Annotated in this window: 21 protein-coding genes; 8 read left to right on the top strand and 13 right to left on the bottom strand. The window is 44.3% G+C overall.

What is annotated here, in order from left to right:
- Positions 1-39 precede the first annotated feature (39 nt).
- Together pyk and P2A85_RS01975 are read right to left on the bottom strand one after the other, a co-directional pair.
- Positions 40-1,827, bottom strand: a complete 1,788-nt coding sequence (gene pyk, locus P2A85_RS01980; protein ID WP_377477241.1) for a pyruvate kinase — start codon at positions 1,825-1,827, stop codon at positions 40-42.
- A gap of 52 nt (positions 1,828-1,879) precedes the next feature.
- On the bottom strand, positions 1,880-2,158 hold the full coding sequence (locus tag P2A85_RS01975) for a hypothetical protein (protein ID WP_377477240.1): 279 nt from the start codon (positions 2,156-2,158) through the stop codon (positions 1,880-1,882).
- A gap of 79 nt (positions 2,159-2,237) precedes the next feature.
- Here P2A85_RS01975 and crtR point away from each other — a divergent pair, with 79 nt between their 5' ends.
- Positions 2,238-3,128 (top strand): beta-carotene hydroxylase, encoded by an 891-nt coding sequence (gene crtR / locus P2A85_RS01970; protein WP_377481244.1) that lies wholly within the window; start codon positions 2,238-2,240, stop codon positions 3,126-3,128.
- Positions 3,129-3,242: 114 nt separating this feature from the next.
- On the opposite strand, the gene aroH is transcribed toward crtR, so the two are convergent.
- From aroH to P2A85_RS01955, 3 genes are all read right to left on the bottom strand, one after another.
- Positions 3,243-3,635, bottom strand: coding sequence for a chorismate mutase (gene aroH / locus P2A85_RS01965; RefSeq protein WP_377481241.1), 393 nt, complete (start codon positions 3,633-3,635; stop codon positions 3,243-3,245).
- 203 nt (positions 3,636-3,838) lie between these two features.
- Positions 3,839-4,657 carry a signal peptide peptidase SppA gene (gene sppA / locus P2A85_RS01960; RefSeq protein ID WP_377477239.1) on the bottom strand — a complete coding sequence of 273 codons (819 nt, stop codon included), beginning with the start codon at positions 4,655-4,657 and terminating at the stop codon, positions 3,839-3,841.
- 87 nt (positions 4,658-4,744) lie between these two features.
- A complete protein-coding gene (locus P2A85_RS01955; RefSeq protein WP_377477238.1) occupies positions 4,745-4,876 on the bottom strand; it encodes a hypothetical protein in 132 nt (43 codons plus the stop codon).
- On the opposite strand from P2A85_RS01955, the gene P2A85_RS01950 reads away from it, so the two are divergent.
- Positions 4,875-5,948, top strand: coding sequence for a DMT family transporter (locus P2A85_RS01950; RefSeq protein ID WP_377477237.1), 1,074 nt, complete (start codon positions 4,875-4,877; stop codon positions 5,946-5,948). The genes P2A85_RS01955 and P2A85_RS01950 overlap by 2 nt on opposite strands.
- A gap of 33 nt (positions 5,949-5,981) precedes the next feature.
- Here P2A85_RS01950 and P2A85_RS01945 read toward each other — a convergent pair whose 3' ends face one another.
- From P2A85_RS01945 to P2A85_RS01935, 3 genes are all read right to left on the bottom strand, one after another.
- Positions 5,982-6,653 (bottom strand): phage tail protein, encoded by a 672-nt coding sequence (locus P2A85_RS01945; protein WP_377477236.1) that lies wholly within the window; start codon positions 6,651-6,653, stop codon positions 5,982-5,984.
- Between the two features lies 1 nt (position 6,654).
- Entirely contained in the window at positions 6,655-7,806 is a 1,152-nt protein-coding gene (locus tag P2A85_RS01940; RefSeq protein ID WP_377477235.1) for an AAA family ATPase, read from the bottom strand.
- A gap of 102 nt (positions 7,807-7,908) precedes the next feature.
- Positions 7,909-8,277: a Lin0512 family protein gene (locus P2A85_RS01935; RefSeq protein WP_341732919.1), complete on the bottom strand. Its 369-nt coding sequence runs from the start codon at positions 8,275-8,277 to the stop codon at positions 7,909-7,911.
- 183 nt (positions 8,278-8,460) lie between these two features.
- On the opposite strand from P2A85_RS01935, the gene P2A85_RS01930 reads away from it, so the two are divergent.
- Positions 8,461-9,375, top strand: coding sequence for a branched-chain amino acid transaminase (locus P2A85_RS01930; protein WP_377477234.1), 915 nt, complete (start codon positions 8,461-8,463; stop codon positions 9,373-9,375).
- A gap of 303 nt (positions 9,376-9,678) precedes the next feature.
- Here the strand turns inward: P2A85_RS01930 and fghA are convergent, their stop codons facing one another.
- Both fghA and P2A85_RS01920 read right to left on the bottom strand, forming a co-directional pair.
- Positions 9,679-10,533 carry an S-formylglutathione hydrolase gene (fghA, locus tag P2A85_RS01925; RefSeq protein ID WP_377477233.1) on the bottom strand — a complete coding sequence of 285 codons (855 nt, stop codon included), beginning with the start codon at positions 10,531-10,533 and terminating at the stop codon, positions 9,679-9,681.
- A gap of 132 nt (positions 10,534-10,665) precedes the next feature.
- Positions 10,666-11,778, bottom strand: coding sequence for an S-(hydroxymethyl)glutathione dehydrogenase/class III alcohol dehydrogenase (locus P2A85_RS01920; RefSeq protein WP_377481238.1), 1,113 nt, complete (start codon positions 11,776-11,778; stop codon positions 10,666-10,668).
- A 77-nt stretch (positions 11,779-11,855) separates the two neighbouring features.
- On the opposite strand from P2A85_RS01920, the gene P2A85_RS01915 reads away from it, so the two are divergent.
- Positions 11,856-12,545: an SDR family oxidoreductase gene (locus P2A85_RS01915; RefSeq protein WP_377477232.1), complete on the top strand. Its 690-nt coding sequence runs from the start codon at positions 11,856-11,858 to the stop codon at positions 12,543-12,545.
- Between the two features lie 55 nt (positions 12,546-12,600).
- The gene (fni, locus tag P2A85_RS01910; RefSeq protein WP_377477231.1) at positions 12,601-13,650 is read left to right on the top strand and encodes a type 2 isopentenyl-diphosphate Delta-isomerase; all 1,050 of its coding nucleotides are present in this window, start codon (positions 12,601-12,603) and stop codon (positions 13,648-13,650) included.
- A gap of 133 nt (positions 13,651-13,783) precedes the next feature.
- On the opposite strand, the gene P2A85_RS01905 is transcribed toward fni, so the two are convergent.
- A complete protein-coding gene (locus P2A85_RS01905) occupies positions 13,784-13,915 on the bottom strand; it encodes a hypothetical protein (RefSeq protein ID WP_377477230.1) in 132 nt (43 codons plus the stop codon).
- A gap of 8 nt (positions 13,916-13,923) precedes the next feature.
- Here P2A85_RS01905 and sppA (P2A85_RS01900) point away from each other — a divergent pair, with 8 nt between their 5' ends.
- Positions 13,924-15,744 (top strand): signal peptide peptidase SppA, encoded by a 1,821-nt coding sequence (gene sppA, locus P2A85_RS01900; protein ID WP_377477229.1) that lies wholly within the window; start codon positions 13,924-13,926, stop codon positions 15,742-15,744.
- A gap of 135 nt (positions 15,745-15,879) precedes the next feature.
- Here sppA (P2A85_RS01900) and P2A85_RS01895 read toward each other — a convergent pair whose 3' ends face one another.
- Positions 15,880-16,149 (bottom strand): GlsB/YeaQ/YmgE family stress response membrane protein, encoded by a 270-nt coding sequence (locus P2A85_RS01895; RefSeq protein ID WP_371115616.1) that lies wholly within the window; start codon positions 16,147-16,149, stop codon positions 15,880-15,882.
- Positions 16,150-16,563: 414 nt separating this feature from the next.
- Between P2A85_RS01895 and P2A85_RS01890 the strand changes: the two genes are divergently transcribed.
- Positions 16,564-17,751, top strand: coding sequence for a tetratricopeptide repeat protein (locus tag P2A85_RS01890; RefSeq protein ID WP_377477228.1), 1,188 nt, complete (start codon positions 16,564-16,566; stop codon positions 17,749-17,751).
- 122 nt (positions 17,752-17,873) lie between these two features.
- On the opposite strand, the gene P2A85_RS01885 is transcribed toward P2A85_RS01890, so the two are convergent.
- Positions 17,874-18,590, bottom strand: coding sequence for a carbonic anhydrase (locus tag P2A85_RS01885; protein WP_377477226.1), 717 nt, complete (start codon positions 18,588-18,590; stop codon positions 17,874-17,876).
- A gap of 198 nt (positions 18,591-18,788) precedes the next feature.
- Between P2A85_RS01885 and P2A85_RS01880 the strand changes: the two genes are divergently transcribed.
- Positions 18,789-19,598 carry an MOSC domain-containing protein gene (locus P2A85_RS01880; protein ID WP_377477225.1) on the top strand — a complete coding sequence of 270 codons (810 nt, stop codon included), beginning with the start codon at positions 18,789-18,791 and terminating at the stop codon, positions 19,596-19,598.
- Positions 19,599-19,606: the final 8 nt, after the last annotated feature.

The raw sequence follows: 19,606 nt of genomic DNA, 5'->3' as shown, positions 1-19,606 counted from the left end.
TAGAATTTCAACCCCACAACTCATCACTCACAACTGCCATCAAACATCCAGTTCGCCGTCAATCCCGCCACCTCTGGCACCGGAATAAACTAAACCCCGCTGCATATCCAACGTCAGCATAGTGCCGTCCCGAATCACCTGGGTGGCATTCTTCACGCCCACCATCACCGGTACGCCCAAACGCAAACCAATAATCGCCGCGTGAGAAGTCAAACTTTCTTCCTCCGTCACCACACCTGCTGCTTTCCGAATCATCTCCACAAACTGAGCGCTAGTGTGGTTGACTACCAAAATGTCTCCGGGGTGGAAATTCGCCACATCCGCAGCAGTGTTAGCTACCCTGGCCATACCGCTGACTGAACCTAGCCCGACACCTGTTCCCTTACCCAAAACCGCTGTCACTACCTCAACTTTGATCAAATCTGTTGAACCGGCTACCCCTTGCAGAGTACCTGCCGTCATCACTACCAAGTCTCCGTCGGACAGTAACTCTTTTTCCTGGGCGACATTGATTGCAGATTGAAATGTCTGACCGGTCGAGGGCAAATCTAGCACCAGCAGCGGTTTTACTCCCCACACCAGTTGCAGTTGTCTCGCCACGTCTACGTGGGGAGTAACTGCCAAAATCGGAGTTTTTGGTCGGAACTTCGACACATTTCGGGCTGTAGCACCGGTTTTGGTCAGCGTCATAATCGCTGCTGCATTCAATTGTTCGGAAATTTGGCTGACAGCTTGACTGATGCCGTTGGGGATCGATCGACCAATATCTTCTACATTCCTAATATTGCCCCGAATTCCTTCTCTCTCCATCCGCACCGCAATTCTTGCCATCGTCGCCACTGCTTCTACCGGGAAGTCGCCCACGGCTGTTTCGTTCGAGAGCATCACCGCATCAGTCCCGTCGAGAATCGCGTTGGCCACGTCGGAAATTTCCGCGCGGGTGGGACGAGGATTGTGAAGCATACTATCGAGCATCTGGGTAGCGGTAATCACCGGAATTCCCATGCGGTTAGAAGTCGCAATCAGTCGCTTTTGCAAAATCGGCACGTCTTCTGCCGGCAGTTCTACTCCCAAGTCCCCGCGGGCAACCATCACCCCGTTACACAAGGCCAGAATTGCCTCCATTTGTTCGATCGCCTCGTGCTTTTCGATCTTTGCAATCACCGGTACTTGCTTACCGGCACTGGCTATCAGCTCTTTAATTTCCAGCATATCCTGGGGATTCCGCACAAAGCTCAGAGCTACCCAATCGACACCTTGGTCGAGTCCGAACATTAAATCTTTGCGGTCTTTATCGGTCAGCGCTTTAATTGACAGGTATACTCCCGGAAAATTCACGCCTTTGTTGTTGGAAAGGGGTCCACCGACAACAACGCGACAGTACAATTCCCGCGACACCCGGTCTACTTTTTCCACGCGCATTTCCACTTTCCCGTCATCTAGCAGAATCATCGCTCCCTCGGGAACTTCGTCTGCTAGAGGTTCGTAGGTGACTGAGGAAATCATCTCAGTGCCTGGAACTGGGCGGCTGGTTAAAATGAACGGATCGCCATTTTTGACCACAATCGACCCTGTTTCAAAGCGACCTAAACGAATTTTCGGGCCTTGGAGGTCTTGCAGGATTGCCACGGGCTGATTTAGTTCAAAGGATGTTTGCCGGATTAAGCGAATGCTCCGTTGGTGGTCTTCTTCTGAGCCGTGGGAAAAGTTGAGTCGCAAAGTTGTCGCACCTGCTTCTATGAGGTTCCGCAGCACTTGTGGATCAGAGGTGGCTGGGCCAATGGTGGCGACGATTTTAGTCCGGCGTAAGGCTTTTGGCAGTTGCATGAATTCACATGGGGTGGCTGGAGGATTTATTGTGTAATTTTCGGCTAACGTTTCATCTTTCAGTACAAGCAATGACGCTAGTTGTCTTAATTCTTAAAAATTTTTCGATCGTGAATGACCGCAGGTATTGACCAATATATAGAATATCTGACTTTTTACCCATCCGTAATCTTTTCTTTTCGATCGCAACAGTTTCCCAATAATTTTCGTCTACTACTTGACAAATATACAAATATACCCATTTATTTTTTGGTAGTTTGGCAACAGCTTTGTGTGACTGTCCTTTAACTCGGATTTTGTGTACAGGACGGGCGATCGAGATTAGATACACTTATTTCACAAAACTTTACTATTGGCAGCCTTGTATCTTATACTACGCAAGTGTGAAATATTAAGGAGTGCTAACAAAAATGTCGGAGGCAGGACGGCCACTGACAGTGCCGAAAGAGTTTCTGAGTCCTCCAGGTGACTTCAATCCGACGCTGTTGCTATTTTTGAGTGCATTAGCGATTATCGTGATTTCATACTGGGGTTTCTGGTATGGGGAATGGCCCCAATGGTGCTGTTTTTTCCTGAATGTTCTGGCTTTGCACATGGCTGGAACAGTGATTCACGATGCGTCTCATAATGCAGCGCACCGCGATCGCACCATTAACGCTATTTTGGGACACGGTAGCGCCCTGATGTTGGGTTTTGCTTTTCCCGTGTTTACACGGGTACATATGCAGCATCACGCTCACGTTAACGATCCAGATAACGATCCAGACCATTATGTTTCCACCGGCGGGCCTCTGTGGTTAATTGCTGCGAGGTTTTTTTACCACGAGATTTTCTTTTTTAAGCGCCAACTGTGGCGAAAAAACGAACTTTGGGAATGGTTTTTCAGCCGTTTATTTGCGATCGCAGTGGTTTATATCTCCATTCAATACGACCATTTAGGTTACGTGCTGAATTTTTGGTTTTCTCCTGCTTTAGTAGTCGGGTTGGCGTTGGGGCTATTTTTTGATTATTTGCCCCACCGTCCATTTCACGAGCGCGATCGCTGGAAAAATGCCAGAGTATATCCTAGTCCAATTCTAAATATCTTAATTTTGGGTCAGAATTATCACCTGATTCATCACCTGTGGCCTTCAATTCCTTGGTACAATTACAAGCCAGCCTATGAAGCTGTCAAGCCGCTATTAGATGAAAAAGGTTCTCCTCAAAGCTTGGGAATATTAGAAGGGAAAAAGGACTTTTGGAGTTTTATATATGACATCTTTTTAGGGATTAGGTTGCATCACAAAAAAGCGTCTGATTGACACAAACCCGGTTTCTCAAAGAAGCCGGGTTTTTTTAGGTAGAAGCGTCCGTAAGTCTTGTATAAAAAAAATTAACCAGAATGCGATCGCTTCTCTAAGCCAAAAGCCAATTTATTATTTCTCCCCAGCCACCGCCACTGCTAAATTCCAATCCGGCCGCAAATTTTGAGCTCCCCGCAAATAAGGATGATAAATTTCGGTATGTGCTGGCCAATTGACGTGAATTAAAAACCGGATGCAACGTTCCAAAGAACCCTTGACATACATCTGCTGCACATCCAATAAGGGAACATTACACCAACGGGGACGTTCGCGGGCGATCGCGGCAGGAAACACAGCATCTAAATCACGAGTGACAGAAAACGTAGCACTAATAATTAATTCAGGATCTAAATGATTTCTTGCTTCTAATTCATCTAATAATTCTCTCACCGCATCTCGAATTGCTTCTACCGAATTGTCGCTGGCAGTAGTTGCCCCGCGAATCGCCCGCACTTGCCATTCCACGCAAATATTCTCCATTTTTTTGTTATTAGTCATTAGTTATTAGTGATTAGTTATTGGTCATTAGTTATTGGTCATTAGTTATTCGTTAGCTGTTAGGTATTTGCGCTCAGCAATCTTGACTTGTTAGCTAATGACCGCTGACTGCTGACTGCTGACTAATGACTAATGACTAATGACTAATCACTAATAACCAATTTATTTAATCACGGGCGATACAGCCACAGTGGCAAACCACTAGCAGACAGCTCGAATTCCAGCCAACTTTTGTAAGCTGAAAGCCCCGATGTATCCAGACTACTCCCCAAAACGCGATTTAGGAAAGGTTTTGGTTTTTCCAGAGTGCAGGACTCAGTTTTTTCCGGGTCAAGTCCCGCCAGTTCGGCTGTCAGGCGACGGGCATCCTCTTCACTACCCAATCTATCGACCAAACCCAACTCCAAGGCTTGCTGGCCCGTGAAAACACGACCGTCGGCAAAACTTTTAACTTGTTCAATAGGCAGTTTCCGGGCTACCGCAACTGTTTCTACGAATTGCTGATAGCTGGTGTCGATCAAATCTTGCAAAATTTGCTGTTCTGGTGGGGTTAATTCGCGATCGAATGACAAAATATCTTTATATGGCCCAGATTTGATGACCTTAAAAGAAACACCGACCTTTTCCAATAGCCGTTCTAGATTATTACCCCGGATAATTACACCAATGCTACCGGTAATCGTACCTGGATTAGCCACGATATATTCGGCACCCATACCGATGTAAACTCCCCCAGAAGCCGAAATATTGCCAAAACTGGCAACTATTTTGACTTTTTCCCCCAAACGCTTCAGGGCGCTGTAAATTTCCTGGGAATCCCCCACAGTGCCACCAGGAGAGTCTATCCGCAGCAGCAAAGCGGGAAATTTGCGTTCTTCAACGGTTTTGAGGGCTTCTAAAACTCGTTTGCGGGTTTCTCCAGCAATGGCGCCAGTGATTTCGATGTGAGCGATTTGTTTACGGTAGCGAGGCTTGAATGGCCAAATCATGGGCAGTTTTCGCGCAATGTGAAATTGTGTAGCTAACTTATAGTGTGCCTTATCCGAAGGGAGAACGAAGAAGGAAGAACGAAGAAGTTACCCCCTTACCCCCACAGAGTCCGATCGCACTTCATCCAACATCAATATATAATTGTAAAAATTGCTTAACAAAACTACATCATCACCACGAGAGTCACTCTCATCAATTATCTGGAGCCCGCTCGCCATGCAGCTAAAAATTACCGATTCCAAACTGCCTTTCGCGCCACTGTTACTAATTGCGCCGTTTTTCCTGTGGGGAACGGCCATGGTAGCCATGAAAGGAGTCATGCCCCACACGACTCCGCTGTTTGTGGCTGTCGTGCGTTTGATGCCGGCTGGCGTGTTGGTGCTCCTAGCCGCCGCCTTTATGGGAAAATCACAGCCCCAGGGTTGGAAAGCTTGGCTGTGGATTTCGTTATTTGCCCTAGTTGACGGTACTTTGTTTCAAGGCTTTTTGGCAGAAGGTTTGGCCAGAACCGGTGCGGGTTTAGGTTCGGTGATGATTGACTCTCAGCCGCTAGCTGTGGCGATATTGTGTTTGTGGCTGTTTCAAGAAAAAATTGGTTTCTGGGGCTGGTTGGGATTAGTTATTGGCGTTGCTGGGATTAGTTTAATTGGGTTGCCGGATGGCTGGATTTTGGGACTGTTTCATCCTGAAAATGTGCAGGTTTCTGCTGATGTCGGACAGTTGTTTGAGGGTGGAGAATGGTTGATGCTGTTGGCAGCCTTGTCGATGGCTGTGGGAACAGTTTTGGTGCGCTGGGTTTGCCGCTATGTTGACCCGGTGGTTGCGACTGGTTGGCACATGATTTTGGGTGGTTTGCCGCTATTGGCAGTTTCGGCTGCAACTGAATCTGAGCAGTTTGTCAATATCGATTTTTCCGGCTGGATGGCCTTAAGTTATTCTACTGTGTTCGGAAGTGCGATCGCCTACGGTTTGTTCTTTTACTTTGCTTCAAGCGGCAGTCTCACCAGTTTAAGTTCCTTAACATTTTTAACGCCAGTTTTTGCCTTATTGTTCGGCAATTTGTTTTTGGGCGAAGTCCTGAATCCGCTGCAATCGATGGGTGTTGGGTTAACTTTGGTGAGCATTTATTTAATCAATCAGCGGGATACTTTGACCCAGAAATTGCGAAAAGTACGGCACGGCGAAGCGAGTGCTGAGGAAGAAGCGACAGGATTATTAGAGTCATCTGAATTGAATTCTGTAGAGTTGCCGGTGCAGGTGCGGGTTAGCGAATTGGAATCGGAAGTTTAGCCGGTGAAAAAGTTTATGCAAAATTTGCTAACTTTACCACTCGTCTTCTAAAACTATTACAATTTTTTTGCTTTCAATATCTACCACAAAACTTTTCAAACTGGGATTGTCTTGGTAACAATCCATCAATGTTTTATGTTTGCTATATTGTTTTGAAATTTCCCGATAATATTCAGGTTTTTTGGCATGAATTGTAAAACCATGTTGCTTTCCAAGCTCCCTATTTAACGTACCTAAGCACTTCTCTAATTTAGATTTTTTATTGTTTTTATAATAAAGTGGCAGCAACCAACACTCAATAGAATCTACTGATATAGCCCAAATGATTCGCTGTTGAAATTTACTGTAGAAATCTTCGCCAATTTCCTGTTTGAACTTGGCAATGACTTTTTCGATTAACTGTTCAGGAGTAAATTTGCCATTTTCATCTTGCTGTGGGATACCATAATCTTGAGAAGTATCGGTATCTATTTGGATAATTATATAATCATTAAATTGAAACGACTCTTGAAAATCTCTTGAACGACAATAAGCAAAAACTTGACTCCAACTACCATAACCTGTAAATTTGTTCTCATCATCTTTATCTCTTTCTGGTTGTAGTGGTCTAATATCTAGATCGGGATTCTTGAAATATCCTTCTAAAATATTTTCAATCACAATCTGGTCACTCAATCCCTCAGTAATTAATCCAAAACTAATCATATTAAAAATTCTTAGGAAGTCCGCCGATATAGCCTCTCAAAAATGCCTCTGATAAATCTACAGGTTCCTGTCTTTCCAGAGGTTCAGGTTTGAGAATGCGTCTAGCTTTAGTATGACCTAATTGGTTGCGGGAAATCACAAGCAGTCGCTGTTCGTTATCCTTTAAATCCAAACCGTCCAAAATTGCCGGATTGTGGGTTGTAAAGATAACTTGTTTGTCGTGTTTTTTGGCTAATTCAACTAATTCTTGCATTAACCTGCGGCATAATCGAGGATTTAGGGAAGCGTCAATATTATCAATTGCAAAAAATTTAGGTGTGATATCGCTAATAAATAAAGCAAAGTAAAAAAGCAAAAACAAAAATCCTTCATTAGAGCTTCTTTGATCGAAGTAAATTAAATCTGGGTCTAAGTACCTGTCGGCAATTTGAAGGTTGTATTCAAAATCGCTAGAGGTGTGAGGAATTTCAAAATCTTTAAACCAATCTATTAACCGAAGTAAAGCCTTAATTTCTGTAAGTTTTTCCTGATTTTCTTCTAAACTCAAAACTTGTAATAGCTTAAATAAGCCTTCACCGTAAATCCCTAGCGGTTGAATTTGATCTTCTCGTTCAAATATCCGCAAAGAGTAATTCTCTGGAGAATAAATCAAAAAATTGTGTAGTTTTACTGAATCAATTAGCTTGTTAATTGGTGCATTAAAAATATTAATAAATATTTGATCGTCATCCATAAAACTTTTGATTAATTCTTCTTTATCACCGTTAAATGTATTTAAATAATCTCTAAACTTAAGAATAAATCTCTTGTCTGCTTCTCTGTTTAGCCACTGAGAATAGGGCTGATTGTCATTGTGGAGTACAAAACTAAATTCTTGGCTATTTTGTCCGAATAAGGAGAGTTTTATATCGCGTGCAGAATTATCTTTTTCAAAAGCCGATCGCATTAATTGAGGTTCTGTCACCCTAATGCCCCTAGATGCGAGAAACTCATTATCCAGTTTATCATCAGCCGCCGCAGAAGCCAAGGCGATCGCCTCTAAGATATTACTCTTGCCGCAACCATTCTCACCAATCAACACGGTGACTCGTCCTAACTCCAGTTTCAGCTTGTGGATCGATTTGTAATTTTCTATTCTAACTTCTTTTAACATGGTGTTATAATTTTATATTTGTGTTTGTTTAAATTGTTTTACTAGATCGGGGTTAGCGCGATCGCACTTCGCACTTCACCCATTTATTCAAATAACTACAAATCAGTCCTGAGTGTCCACAAAAACTGTCACCGCAGCCACCGCAATCAACATTTCATCATTTTTATCATTCAGAGAGGCGATCGCCCTTCCAGCCACCACCATCCCACCTTGCTCAACAATCAGAGATTTTTCCCCAAAAGGCAATACCGCCAAAACCTCATCCCTTCGCACTTGTTCCGGGTAAGGAACCGCCACCTTTACCTCCACAATCATTTGATTTGGGTCAGTCAAACCCGCCACTTCCCAGACACCGAGTAAAGCATTATTGGCGATCGCATTTCGGACCGCCCTAGCCGCCGCTACCGTCGGTTCTTGCCCGTGCTGGTCGATACCCATACCCATTTCAATAATAAAACATTTCCGCGCCATAGCTACCTCTTTGTTACTTTTGATTTGTAATTGAATCTAATCTTTCCCAAAACAATTATCAACCAAAAGGAGATAACTTTTTAAAGTTTTACAATTCCCTTAAACAACAAAATAATAACTTATGGTAATATAACCAAATTCACCTTTCCTCGCGGACTGCAAAACTCATCGCCAGCTTGAATCATGGATAGTTTTCTCCCTTTTGCCTACTTTCAAAATCAATTTCTCCCATTTACCGACGCCAAAATCTCCATAGCCACCCACGCACTGCACTACGGAACCGGAGTCTTGGGCGGTTTGCGCGGAATTCCCGACCCCGAAAATGGCGATCGCATCTTACTATTTAGACTAGACCGCCACTGTCAAAGATTAAGCCAAAGTGCCAGCTTCCTGCAATGCGATTTGGCCGCCGACAAAATCCAATCAATCATCGTTGATTTTGTCAAGAAAAATCAGCCTACCCAATCTTTTTATATCCGCCCATTTATCTACACCTCAAGTTTGGGAATCGCCCCCCGACTCCACAACGTAGAAACAGACTTTTTTGTCTACGGATTAGAACTATCAGACTACTTACCCAAGGAAGGAGTCAACTGTAGAATTAGTTCCTGGTACCGCCAAGAAGACCGCAGTTTACCCTTGAGAGGAAAAATTAGCGGCGCTTACATTACCTCAGCCTTAGCCAAAACAGAAGCAGTACAATCTGGCTTTGATGAAGCTATCATGATGAATAGTCAAGGCAAAGTCAGCGAAGCTTCAGGGATGAATATATTTGTCGCCCGAAACGGTAAATTAGTGACACCAGGTTTCGAGCAAGACATTCTCGAAGGAATCACCAGAGACAGCGTAATAACTATCGCCAGAGACTTAGGAATCGAAGTCATAGAAAGACCAGTTGACAAATCAGAATTATTGATTGCTGATGAAATATTCCTGTGCGGCACCGCAGCTAAAGTTACCCCAATTAAGCGCATCGAAAACTATCATTTACCAAAAGAGCGACCCATCACTGAAAAGATATTGGAAAAATTGACTGGAATTATCGAAAATCGCGATAGCAAGTACAAAGACTGGGTATTTCCGATTACCCTAAATTAATCCATAATTCACTCGTTTCACTCGTTACCAGGCTCTGGCCTGGTAACGTAGATCCGGAGGCTCTGCCTCCAAATTTGATGGCAGCCATTCACTCGTTACCAGGCTCTGGCCTGGTAACGTAGATCCGGAGGCTCTGCCTCCAAATTTGATGGCAGCCATTCGAGGCAGAGCAAGAGTGACATCGGTTCCCAGGCTCTTCCTAGGAACCAGTTAATTCGAGGCAGAGCAAGAGTGACATCGGTTCCCAGGCTCTTCCTAGGAACCAGTTAAACCAGTTAACAGGCGGCTGCTTCCTGCTACAAACTACCCGCACAAAACAGCAGCATGATGCTGAATATGATCCTCCATAAAACTCGCCACAAAATAATAGCTGTGATCGTAACCTTCCTGCATTCTTAAATTTAACTGCTGTCCAGCTTTTGCACAAGCTTCTGCAAAAACTTCCGGCAACAATTGCCCCTCAGCTAGAAACGAATCTGCCGTGCCACAATCAATTAAAATTGAACCGTTATATGGTGCTTTCAGCACTAATTCACTCGCATCCCAAGCCCGCCAATCCTCCCGATTGTCACCGAGGTAGTGGCTGAATATTTTTTGTCCCAAAGGGGTGTGCATGGGCGCGCAAATAGGCGCAAAAGCAGAAACTGAAAGATAGCGATCGCTATTTTTTAACGCACAAATTAAAGCCCCATGTCCCCCCATAGAATGACCGAAGATTCCCTGTTTTTCCGGCATGACTGGAAAGTTTTCAGCGATTAATTTAGGTAATTCATCGACAACATAACTGTACATCCGATAGTGAGCATTCCAAGGTGCGGCTGTCGCATCAATATAAAAACCCGCCCCACTTCCCAAATCCGAATTGTCGTCTTCGCCGGGAATTCCTGTATGGCGCGGGCTAGTATCCGGCACTACTAGCATTAATCCATATTTTGCTGCAAATTGTTGGGCTCCAGATTTGATCGTGAAGTTTTCTTCTGTGCAGGTTAATCCTGAGAGGAAATACAGGATTGGTACGGGTTGATGTTCGGCTTGTGGTGGTTGGTAAACTGCGAATTTCATTTCGCTATTGCAGGCTGAGGATTGATGGCTATAATAGCCGAGTTTTCCGCCGCAGCTTTTATATTGTTGGTGGAGTTTTAGCGATTGGGATATCATGTTAATTCTCTTTTTTTTGGGGATGGATTTTTTTACCGCAGAGGGCGCAGAGGGCGCAGAGGAAGAGATAATTGAGAAGTTTGATTCGCTTGTAGGGGCCGTGCCAAGAGTGGTGGCCCTCCTTGACTTCTTTTAAAAGGTCAAAACTGTGCGAATTACTTCGCCTTTTTTCATTAAATCCAGGGCTTCATTGATTTTCTCGATTGGCATTACATTGGTTACTAAACTATCAATATCAATTTTTCCGTTCATGTACCAATCCACTATTTTTGGCACATCGGTTCTGCCTTTGGCTCCGCCAAAAGCTGTGCCTTTCCACACTCTGCCTGTTACTAACTGAAATGGGCGGGTACTAATTTCTTGGCCTGCTCCTGCTACGCCGACAATGACACTCACTCCCCAGCCTTTGTGGCAGCATTCTAAGGCTTGACGCATGACATTGATATTACCTATACATTCAAAACTGTAGTCAGCTCCCCCTTTGGTTAAATCTACCAAATAAGCAACTAAATCTACCTCGATTTCGCGGGGATTTACAAAGTGAGTCATGCCGAATTTTTCCGCCATTGCTCGTTTTTCGGCATTGATATCTACGCCGACAATCATATTAGCTCCTACCATCCTAGCGGCTTGAATTATATTCAAACCCACCCCTCCTAAACCGAAAACTACCACATTAGAACCTGGTTCTACTTTGGCTGTGTTGATGACAGCGCCGATGCCTGTTGTTACTCCGCAACCAATTAAACAAACTCGATCGAAGGGAGCGTCATCACGAATTTTTGCTACCGCAATTTCTGGTAATACTGTATAATTGGCAAAGGTGGAAGTTCCCATGTAATGATGAATTTTCTCCCCGTCTAGGGAAAACCTGCTGGTGCCATTGGGCATCACGCCTTGTCCTTGAGTCACTCGAATTGCTTGACAGAGATTGGTTTTGTAGCTCAAACAATATTCGCAGTTGCGACATTCGGGAATGTATAGTGGAATTACTCGATCGCCCACTTTGACGCTAGTTACTCCCGCTCCTACTTCTGCGACAATACCAGCTCCCTCATGACCTAAAATAGCCGGAAACAAACCTTCAGGATCGGCACCCGAAAGAGTGTAAGCGTCAGTATGGCACAGACCCGTGGCTTTAATTTCCACCAGCACTTCTCCGGCTTCGGGACCTGATAAATCGACCATTTCAATGGTTAAAGGTTTCCCGGCGCTACGAGCAACCGCTGCTTTTACTTTCATAATCAATTCCTGCCTATAAAATTGTCAATTACCTATGTACAATGTATTCTATTACTTTATTTAACAATTCACACAAATTTATGAAAAAAATCATTTTAATTACAGGAGTAAGTCGCGGTCTTGGTTTGGCGATGACTGAAAAGTTTATTGACCTTGGACATACTGTTTTAGGCTGCGCTCGTTCTCCTGAAGCAGTGGAAAAACTCACACAAAAATATAGCACCCCTCACAATTTTACGTGTTTAGATGTCGCAGTGGACGCCCAAGTAAAAAATTGGGCAGCCGAAATCCTAGCAGATTACTCCCCTCCCGATTTGCTGATTAACAATGCAGGTGTCATCAATCATCTCGCGCCCCTGTGGGATGTCAGCAGTGAAGAGTTTTCCCAGGTAATTGATGTTAATATTAAAGGTGTTGCGAATGTGATTCGCCACTTTGTTCCAGCAATAATTGCCCAAAAAAGCGGGATTGTGGTTAATTTCACTTCTGGTTGGGGCAGGTCAACTTCACCGGAAGTGGCTCCCTATTGTGCTTCTAAATGGGCCATAGAAGGACTTACCAAAGCCTTAGCTCAAGAATTGCCACTGGGGATGGCGGCGATTCCTTTAAATCCGGGGATAATTCACACGGATATGCTGGAAATTTGTTTCGGAGAAGATGCTGCTAATTACACGCCTGTCAAAGATTGGGTGCAAAAAGCTGTGCCTTTTTTATTGAAGTTTAAACCGACGGATAATGGCGTGTCAATGACTGTTCCTGGAGCGCAATAAAAGAGTAGAATTAAGATGATAGTTTAACCCCAAAAATCCTACTGTGAACTCCCCTGTGAACCTGTCCCTAACCCCGCCCTCGCCCATTGAAACCCGTAAAGCAGACCACCTCCGGCTCTGCATCGAAGAAGATGTACAATTCCGCGAAACTACTAGCGGCTTTGAACGCTACCGTTTTACTCACTGCTGTTTGCCAGAACTCGATCGCACTGAAATCGATTTAACCTCAACATTTATGGGGAAAAAATTAGCGGCACCTCTGCTAATTTCTTCCATGACTGGTGGCACTGAATTAGCCCAGACTATCAATTATCGCCTCGCCGATGTCGCTCAAAAATACAAAATTGCTATGGGTGTCGGTTCCCAGCGCATCGCCATCGAAAATCCTCAACTCGCTGATACCTTTGCAGTCCGCCGCCGCGCTCCTGATATTCTGTTATTTGCTAATATCGGTGCAGTTCAGTTAAACTATAATTACGGTTTGGCACAGTGCCAAAAAATTGTCGATCTTCTGGAAGCTGATGCTCTAATTTTGCACCTCAATCCTCTGCAAGAGTGCGTTCAAACTGAAGGTGATACTAACTTTAAAGGACTCCTCGATCAGATTGCCAAATTGTGCGAAAAATTGCCAGTACCTGTAATTGCGAAAGAGGTTGGTAATGGCATTTCAGGAAAGATGGCAACAAAATTGCTCGCAGCAGGGGTGAGTGCGATCGACATTGCTGGAGCTGGAGGCACTTCTTGGGCGAAAATAGAAGGAGAGCGTGCCCGTGATAGTAAGCAGCGCCGATTGGGCGCAACCTTTGCTGACTGGGGAATACCGACAGCCGAGTGCATTGTCAGTACCCGCGCCGCAGCGCCTGATGTTCCTCTGATTGCTTCTGGAGGCTTGCAGCATGGTTTGGATGCAGCCAAGGCCATCGCCCTAGGTGCGGATATGGCGGGGCTGGCGAGGCCGTTTTTGCAAGCAGCAGCGGCATCGGAATCAGCTTTAGAGCTTTTGGTTGAGGTTTTAATTGCAGAGATTGCCACAGTGATGTTCTGTACCGGCTGCGCTAACCTTGATGAGTTACAACATTCTGGAGTTTTGGAAAGGTTAAGATAGAAGGATGTCAGTTGGGAGTTGGCAGTTGATAGTTGACAGTTGACAGTTGACAGTTGGCAGTGGTTAGTTGGCAGTTGATAGTTGACAGTTGACAGTTGACAGTTGGCAGTGGTTAGTTGGCAGTGGTTAGTTGCTACTTACCAATTCCCAATTCCCAATTCCCAATTCCCAATTCCCAATTCCCAATTCCCAATTCCCAATTCCCAATTCCCAATTCCCAATTCCCAATTCCCAATTCCCAATTCCCTGTTTGGCCAATTACCAATTAATTAAATGAAAGATTTCCTAAAATATACGTTTGCAAGTTTGTTGGGAAGCCTCCTAGGATTAGTTTTGATCGGTAGCATAGGATTGGGAGGACTCGTAATTCTAATTGCTATGGCTGCGTCGTCGTCTAAAGATTCGGGGCCGCAAGTTAAAGATAAGTCTGTATTAGTATTAGATCTTTCTCTCAATATTACTGACAGCAAACCCAGCCGCAGTACCGGGGCTGCTATTGAAGAAGTGCTTTCTGATGATGGTTCGGATACTGTGACTCTGCGTACTGTTTTAGATGCGATCGCATCTGCGAAAAAAGATCCGAAAATCGTTGGTATTTATCTCGAAGGTAATTCTGATTCTGGTGGCAGTGGGTTTGCTAATCTCAAAGAAGTGCGATCGGCATTGCAGCGTTTTCGAGATGCCAAAAAACCAATTTTTGCTTATGAAATGGATTGGAATGAGCGAGAATATTACCTCGGTTCAGTGGCAAATACCATTGCTATCAATCCCTTTGGTTCTGTGGAAATCAACGGTTTTAGCAGTCAGACGATGTTTTTTGCGGGCGCTTTAGAAAAATATGGAGTGGGAGTTCAAGTTACTCGCGTCGGCAAATATAAGTCCGCAGTCGAACCATTTTTGCTGAAAAAAATGAGCCCCGAAAATCGTCAGCAAACTCAAAAGTTGTTGGGAGATATTTGGGGTGAATATCTCACAACTGTGGGGCCAAACCGCAAATTGACTGTGCCGCAATTGCAGGCGATCGCAGATAATGGTGGCACGTTGATGGCTGAGGAAGCTCTCAACAGCAAGTTAGTTGATAAAGTTGCATACTTTGACGAAATTGTCACCGAACTTAAGAAACTAACCGGAACCGATGGAGAAAACAAATCTTTCAAACAAATTAGTCTGAAAAATTACGCCAAAATTGCGGAAAATAAAAACTCGAATCGCGCTGATAATCACAAGCAAGTGGCTGTTCTTTATGCCGAGGGAGAAATTGTAGACGGCGAAGGGGGCGTGAATCAAGTAGGAGGCGATCGCATCGCTCAAGAATTGCGTAAAATCCGAGAAGATAACGATGTAAAAGCCGTAGTTTTGCGCGTCAACAGTCCCGGAGGAAGTGTCACGGCATCTGAAGTCATCGGACGGGAAGTGGTACTCACTGCTAAGAAAAAACCCACCATCGTTTCCATGGGTAATTTAGCAGCTTCCGGTGGCTATTGGATTTCTATGGGTTCCAGCCAGATTTTTGCTGAATCCAATACGATTACTGGTTCCATTGGCGTTTTTGGAATGCTACCCAACGTCGAAAAATTAGCTACCAACAACGGCGTAACTTGGGATGTCGTCAAAACAGGTCGCTTTGCTGATACTAACACGATTTCTCGCCCGAAAAATCCTCAAGAATTGGCTAATATTCAGAGGGTTGTCGATCGCATTTACGATCGATTTATTACTAAAGTCGCCGATTCTCGCAAACTGCCCAAAGAAAAGGTACAGGAAATTGCTCAAGGCCGAGTTTGGTCTGGTGCGGCCGCTAAGGAGTTGGGTTTAGTCGATCGAATTGGGGGTCTTGAAGATGCTATCAAAGAAGCCGTCAAACAAGCTAAACTAGGGAATGATTGGCAATTGGAAGAATATCCGAAACGTCGCAGTTTGGAGGAGCGCATTTTGGAAAAACTGTCCGGCGTGCGCGCCACCAAAGCCGCAGTCAAACTCGATCCCCTGACGGCAGAAGTGCATAAAATGCAGCAGGAACTTGCCGTGGTGCAGTCGATGAACGATCCCCAGGGAGTTTATGTTCGCTTGCCTTTCAATTTTCGGATTGATTAATTGATATTGAGATGAGTTATATAGCAACCGTCCAAGCCCCAGGGCAACTGCTATTAATTCTTACTCAAATAACAATCCTCCAGTATTCTGCCTGGAGGATTGTTAAAATTATCGACTGGGGATTGACAATATTTTTTATACGGTACGTTGAGTTAATAAACCCCAGATGAAAAGTAGAACGATCGCACCTAGGACGGCAAAAGCAACGCTAGGTAGTGTTAATGCGCCGAAGGATGCTCCCCCGCTCGTCCCCAGAAAGACTTGACCTAAATAACCTCCCACTAGCGCTCCCAAAATTCCTAAACCTGTTGTAGCGAGGAAACCGCCGCCTTGTTGTCCGGGATAAATAGCTTTAGCGATCGCGCCGGCAATGAGTCCTAAAACAATCCATGCGATAATGCCCATTTCTTTTTCTCCTGAATCCTAAACTGTTTTGTCCCTTGTCTTATGTTCTTAGAATAGCAACAGATATTGATTGGTTGTCTCTACCGTAGGGAGGAACCTAAAGTGGTACGATTTATCAGGAATAGTTAAAATTTTGAGGTCGTTGAGTATGTCAAAAGAGTTAACCCCACCTTTTTAGTGAAGAAAGGTAAAAGCTAGAAAGTAACTATAGCAATCCTAAATCATTTGTGAATTTCTTACTCCCGGACCTTAATAAGGGGAGGGTTGGGGTGGGGTAAAAAACTTTACGACTCCTGCAAGGACTGCTATAGGCTGGATGCTGAAGGGAAAATGACAACTTTGGCTTGACGTTTTGATTTTTTACTTCTCAATCAAACTACAATAATTCTTTAAAAATAGGAAAGATTGGGCCCGATGGATCTAAGTTTGTGCATGATTGTAAAGAATGAAGAAGCAACCCTACTGCGGACTTTGGCTAGTGTTAAGGATGTTGTTGACGAAATGGTGGTGCTGGATACGGGTTCGGGCGATCGCACTTGTGAAATTGCACGAGAATTCGGGGCGAGAGTCTATCACTTTGAATGGGGCGATGACTTCGCAGCCGCCCGCAATGAGTGTCTCAAGTACGCCACGGGTGACTGGATTTTAGTGTTGGATGCCGATGAAGTGCTGGTACCGGAGATTGTACCTCACATTAAGCAGGGAATTCAGGGCGATCGCACTTTAGTAATCAATCTGATCCGTCAAGAAATCGGTGCTTCTCAATCTCCCTATTCTCTCGTGTCGCGGTTGTTTCGCCATCGCCACGATATCCGGTTTTCTCGACCTTATCACGCCATGGTAGACGACAGCGTGGCTGAGATTTTGCAGAGGGAACCGGAGTGGAAAATAGTTGCTTTGGCGGATGTAGCGATTTTGCACTCTGGTTATCAACAAGATGCGATCGCCACTAAACACAAATTCCAAAAAGCTCAAGTGGCAATGGAAAGATATATCACCTATTATCCAAACGATGCCTATGCTTGTAGTAAATTAGGCGCTTTATATGTAGAAAGCGGACAAATTCAGCGGGGAATAGATTTATTAACTAAGGGCTTGACTGTTGTCCCCATTGATGATTCTATTGTTTACGAACTTAACTATCATTTGGGAATTGCTTACCGCCACCAACAGCAATTTGTGAAAGCCAAGGAACACTATCAAGCAGCAATTAATACCAAAGTATTCCCACCGATTAAGTTGGGTGCTTACAATAATTTGGGAAATTTGCTCAAAGATGAGGGAGATTTGACCAGTGCCCAAATGGCTTACAAAGCTGCTTTGAAAATTGACCCCACTTTTGCCACTGGTCACTATAATTTAGGACTAACGCTGAAAGCCGCGGGGAATTTGACAGATGCGATCGCCTATTATCGACAAGCAATTAAAATCGCTCCCGAACACGCGGAAGCACATCAAAACTTGGCCGTAGCGCTGCTGAAAATTGGTAAAATGCCTGAGAGTTTAGCAGAATTCAAAAGGGCGATCGCCCTTCACGAACAGCGCCGTCCTTTTGAAGCAGAACGCCTGCGCCGGGGACTGCAAGAGATGGGGTTAATCTAACTGAGATGATGCCTTTTGTGGGCGGGCTCTCCTGCCCACCCCACAATCAAATGCCCTATTGGTGGAACAAGCATCTTGCCTGTTCATAAAAATAGTCAAAATGTCAGATACAATCAAGCAAATTAACCAACCATCTCTACCGTACCAGTATCCAAATCATAGCGTCCCCCAACCACTTTAAGTTTGCCTGATTTAACTGCTTCAGCTATAATTGGTGATGATTGTTTTAACTTACTTACGTTCATTTTCACATTAGCTTTGACTGCGTTATCCCAGGCATCCCCCGGTTGACCTTTGATCGAATCAACCGCCGGTTGAATCGCCGCCACCAAACTGCCAATTTTACCGGGAACTGGTTTGCCGTCTAAAGCTGCTTTGACAGCACCGCAACGTTCGTGACCCAGGATGATAACCAAGGGAGTACCCAATTCTGCGACACCATATTCCATGGTTCCGATAACAGCATCGTCTAGGACATTTCCAGCTACTCGGATATCAAATAAATCCCCCAATCCTTGGTCAAAAAGAATTTCGGGAACCACCCGCGAATCGGAACAGCAAAGAACGATCGCAAAGGGATGTTGACCCTTTGCTACTTCTACAATGCGCGATCGACCTTGGTCGGGAAATGTCCGTTTTTGTTGAATGTAGCGCCGATTCCCATCCATCAATTTCTGGAGTGCGGCATCAGAAGTGATGTTTGGGCTGGCCTCTGTGTTAGCATTCGCCGCTTCCACTTTTAAGACTCCTGGTGCAATGGCTGCCACCAGCGCCCCTGCACCAGCCATCAAGATGGCATTCCGCCTCGACATCCCGCCTGTTTGTTTTGGTTCCATCATTATTTATAACTCTCTTTCAGCGTTAAACATTCTGAGCATAATATGTACAATAAATTTTGACTAATTTTTTTATTGTTTCTTTACAAGCAGTCTCTCACTAATTTTAAAAAATGATGAATAATTATAAATTATTACCACGTTAATACCAAATAAAAGCTATAATTGGAGATTGACAATAATTTTGCTCAATAAATCGAAATGGCTTACGTTGCCAGTATTCATATCTATCCAATCAAATCCCTAGACGGCCTAGCTGTCAGTCAAGCAACTCTTCTTCCTAGCGGGGCTCTAAAAGGCGATCGCTCCTTTGCTATCTGTGACGAGCAAGGTGAATTTGTGAACTGCCAGCGCCACAACGGAGCTTGTTTTCTACGTTTATCCTTTAATATCAGCAATAACATCGTTGGTCTCAAAATTCAAGGCACTGAACAAGAACTATTTTTTCACATCGATCGAGAACGCACCAGAATACAATCTTGGTTGACTAACTACTTCGGTTTCCGTGTCAAGTTAGTTGAGAACTTGCTAACCGGCTTTCCCGAAAATCCCGCAGCACCGGGACCAACCATCATCAGTACCGAAACAATTGCAGAAATTGCATCTTGGTTTCCCAGAGTTTGTGTGAATGAAATGCGACAGCACTTACGAGCTAATATTGAAATTGGAGACGTGCCACCGTTTTGGGAAGACCAACTGTTTACAGCCAATGAAGAAATTGTTAGGTTGCAAATAGGAACAATCACATTTGAAGCTCTTAATCCCAGCCAACGTTCTATCCTATCGTCGCGCCCTTATTTGAGGGAAGAAGTTTATCCAAATTTTCAAAATGTATTCACAGCCAAGCGGCATAAAACCATAGCTGATTCCGCCAGACAATTGCCTTTAAATCACTTGTCGCAACTTAACATTAACACGCGAGTACCCGATCGCTTATCAGGAAAAATACTACAAATAGGCGATGAAGTGAAAATCATCACCCTCAAGTCAAGTGTGGATTTGGGATTTTAAACGGCTAG

The sequence above is a fragment of the Microcoleus anatoxicus genome (assembly GCF_042465725.1).
Taxonomy (GTDB): Bacteria; Cyanobacteriota; Cyanobacteriia; order Cyanobacteriales; family Microcoleaceae; genus Microcoleus; species Microcoleus anatoxicus.
This window is presented reverse-complemented; position numbering and strand designations above follow the sequence as displayed.

Excerpts from the sequence above, each read along its gene's own strand:
- P2A85_RS01885 (WP_377477226.1), bottom strand. The coding sequence starts at position 18,590 with ATGATGGAACCAAAACAAACAGGCGGGATGTCGAGGCGGAATGCCATC.
- fghA (WP_377477233.1), bottom strand. The coding sequence starts at position 10,533 with ATGATATCCCAATCGCTAAAACTCCACCAACAATATAAAAGCTGCGGC.
- crtR (WP_377481244.1), top strand. The coding sequence starts at position 2,238 with ATGTCGGAGGCAGGACGGCCACTGACAGTGCCGAAAGAGTTTCTGAGT.
- sppA (WP_377477229.1), top strand. The coding sequence starts at position 13,924 with ATGAAAGATTTCCTAAAATATACGTTTGCAAGTTTGTTGGGAAGCCTC.
- P2A85_RS01890 (WP_377477228.1), top strand. The coding sequence starts at position 16,564 with ATGGATCTAAGTTTGTGCATGATTGTAAAGAATGAAGAAGCAACCCTA.
- P2A85_RS01915 (WP_377477232.1), top strand. The coding sequence starts at position 11,856 with ATGAAAAAAATCATTTTAATTACAGGAGTAAGTCGCGGTCTTGGTTTG.
- P2A85_RS01940 (WP_377477235.1), bottom strand. The coding sequence starts at position 7,806 with ATGTTAAAAGAAGTTAGAATAGAAAATTACAAATCGATCCACAAGCTG.
- pyk (WP_377477241.1), bottom strand. The coding sequence starts at position 1,827 with ATGCAACTGCCAAAAGCCTTACGCCGGACTAAAATCGTCGCCACCATT.
- P2A85_RS01895 (WP_371115616.1), bottom strand. The coding sequence starts at position 16,149 with ATGGGCATTATCGCATGGATTGTTTTAGGACTCATTGCCGGCGCGATC.
- P2A85_RS01955 (WP_377477238.1), bottom strand. The coding sequence starts at position 4,876 with ATGGCGAGCGGGCTCCAGATAATTGATGAGAGTGACTCTCGTGGTGAT.
- P2A85_RS01945 (WP_377477236.1), bottom strand. The coding sequence starts at position 6,653 with ATGATTAGTTTTGGATTAATTACTGAGGGATTGAGTGACCAGATTGTG.
- sppA (WP_377477239.1), bottom strand. The coding sequence starts at position 4,657 with ATGATTTGGCCATTCAAGCCTCGCTACCGTAAACAAATCGCTCACATC.
- P2A85_RS01935 (WP_341732919.1), bottom strand. The coding sequence starts at position 8,277 with ATGGCGCGGAAATGTTTTATTATTGAAATGGGTATGGGTATCGACCAG.
- P2A85_RS01950 (WP_377477237.1), top strand. The coding sequence starts at position 4,875 with ATGCAGCTAAAAATTACCGATTCCAAACTGCCTTTCGCGCCACTGTTA.
- P2A85_RS01930 (WP_377477234.1), top strand. The coding sequence starts at position 8,461 with ATGGATAGTTTTCTCCCTTTTGCCTACTTTCAAAATCAATTTCTCCCA.
- P2A85_RS01880 (WP_377477225.1), top strand. The coding sequence starts at position 18,789 with ATGGCTTACGTTGCCAGTATTCATATCTATCCAATCAAATCCCTAGAC.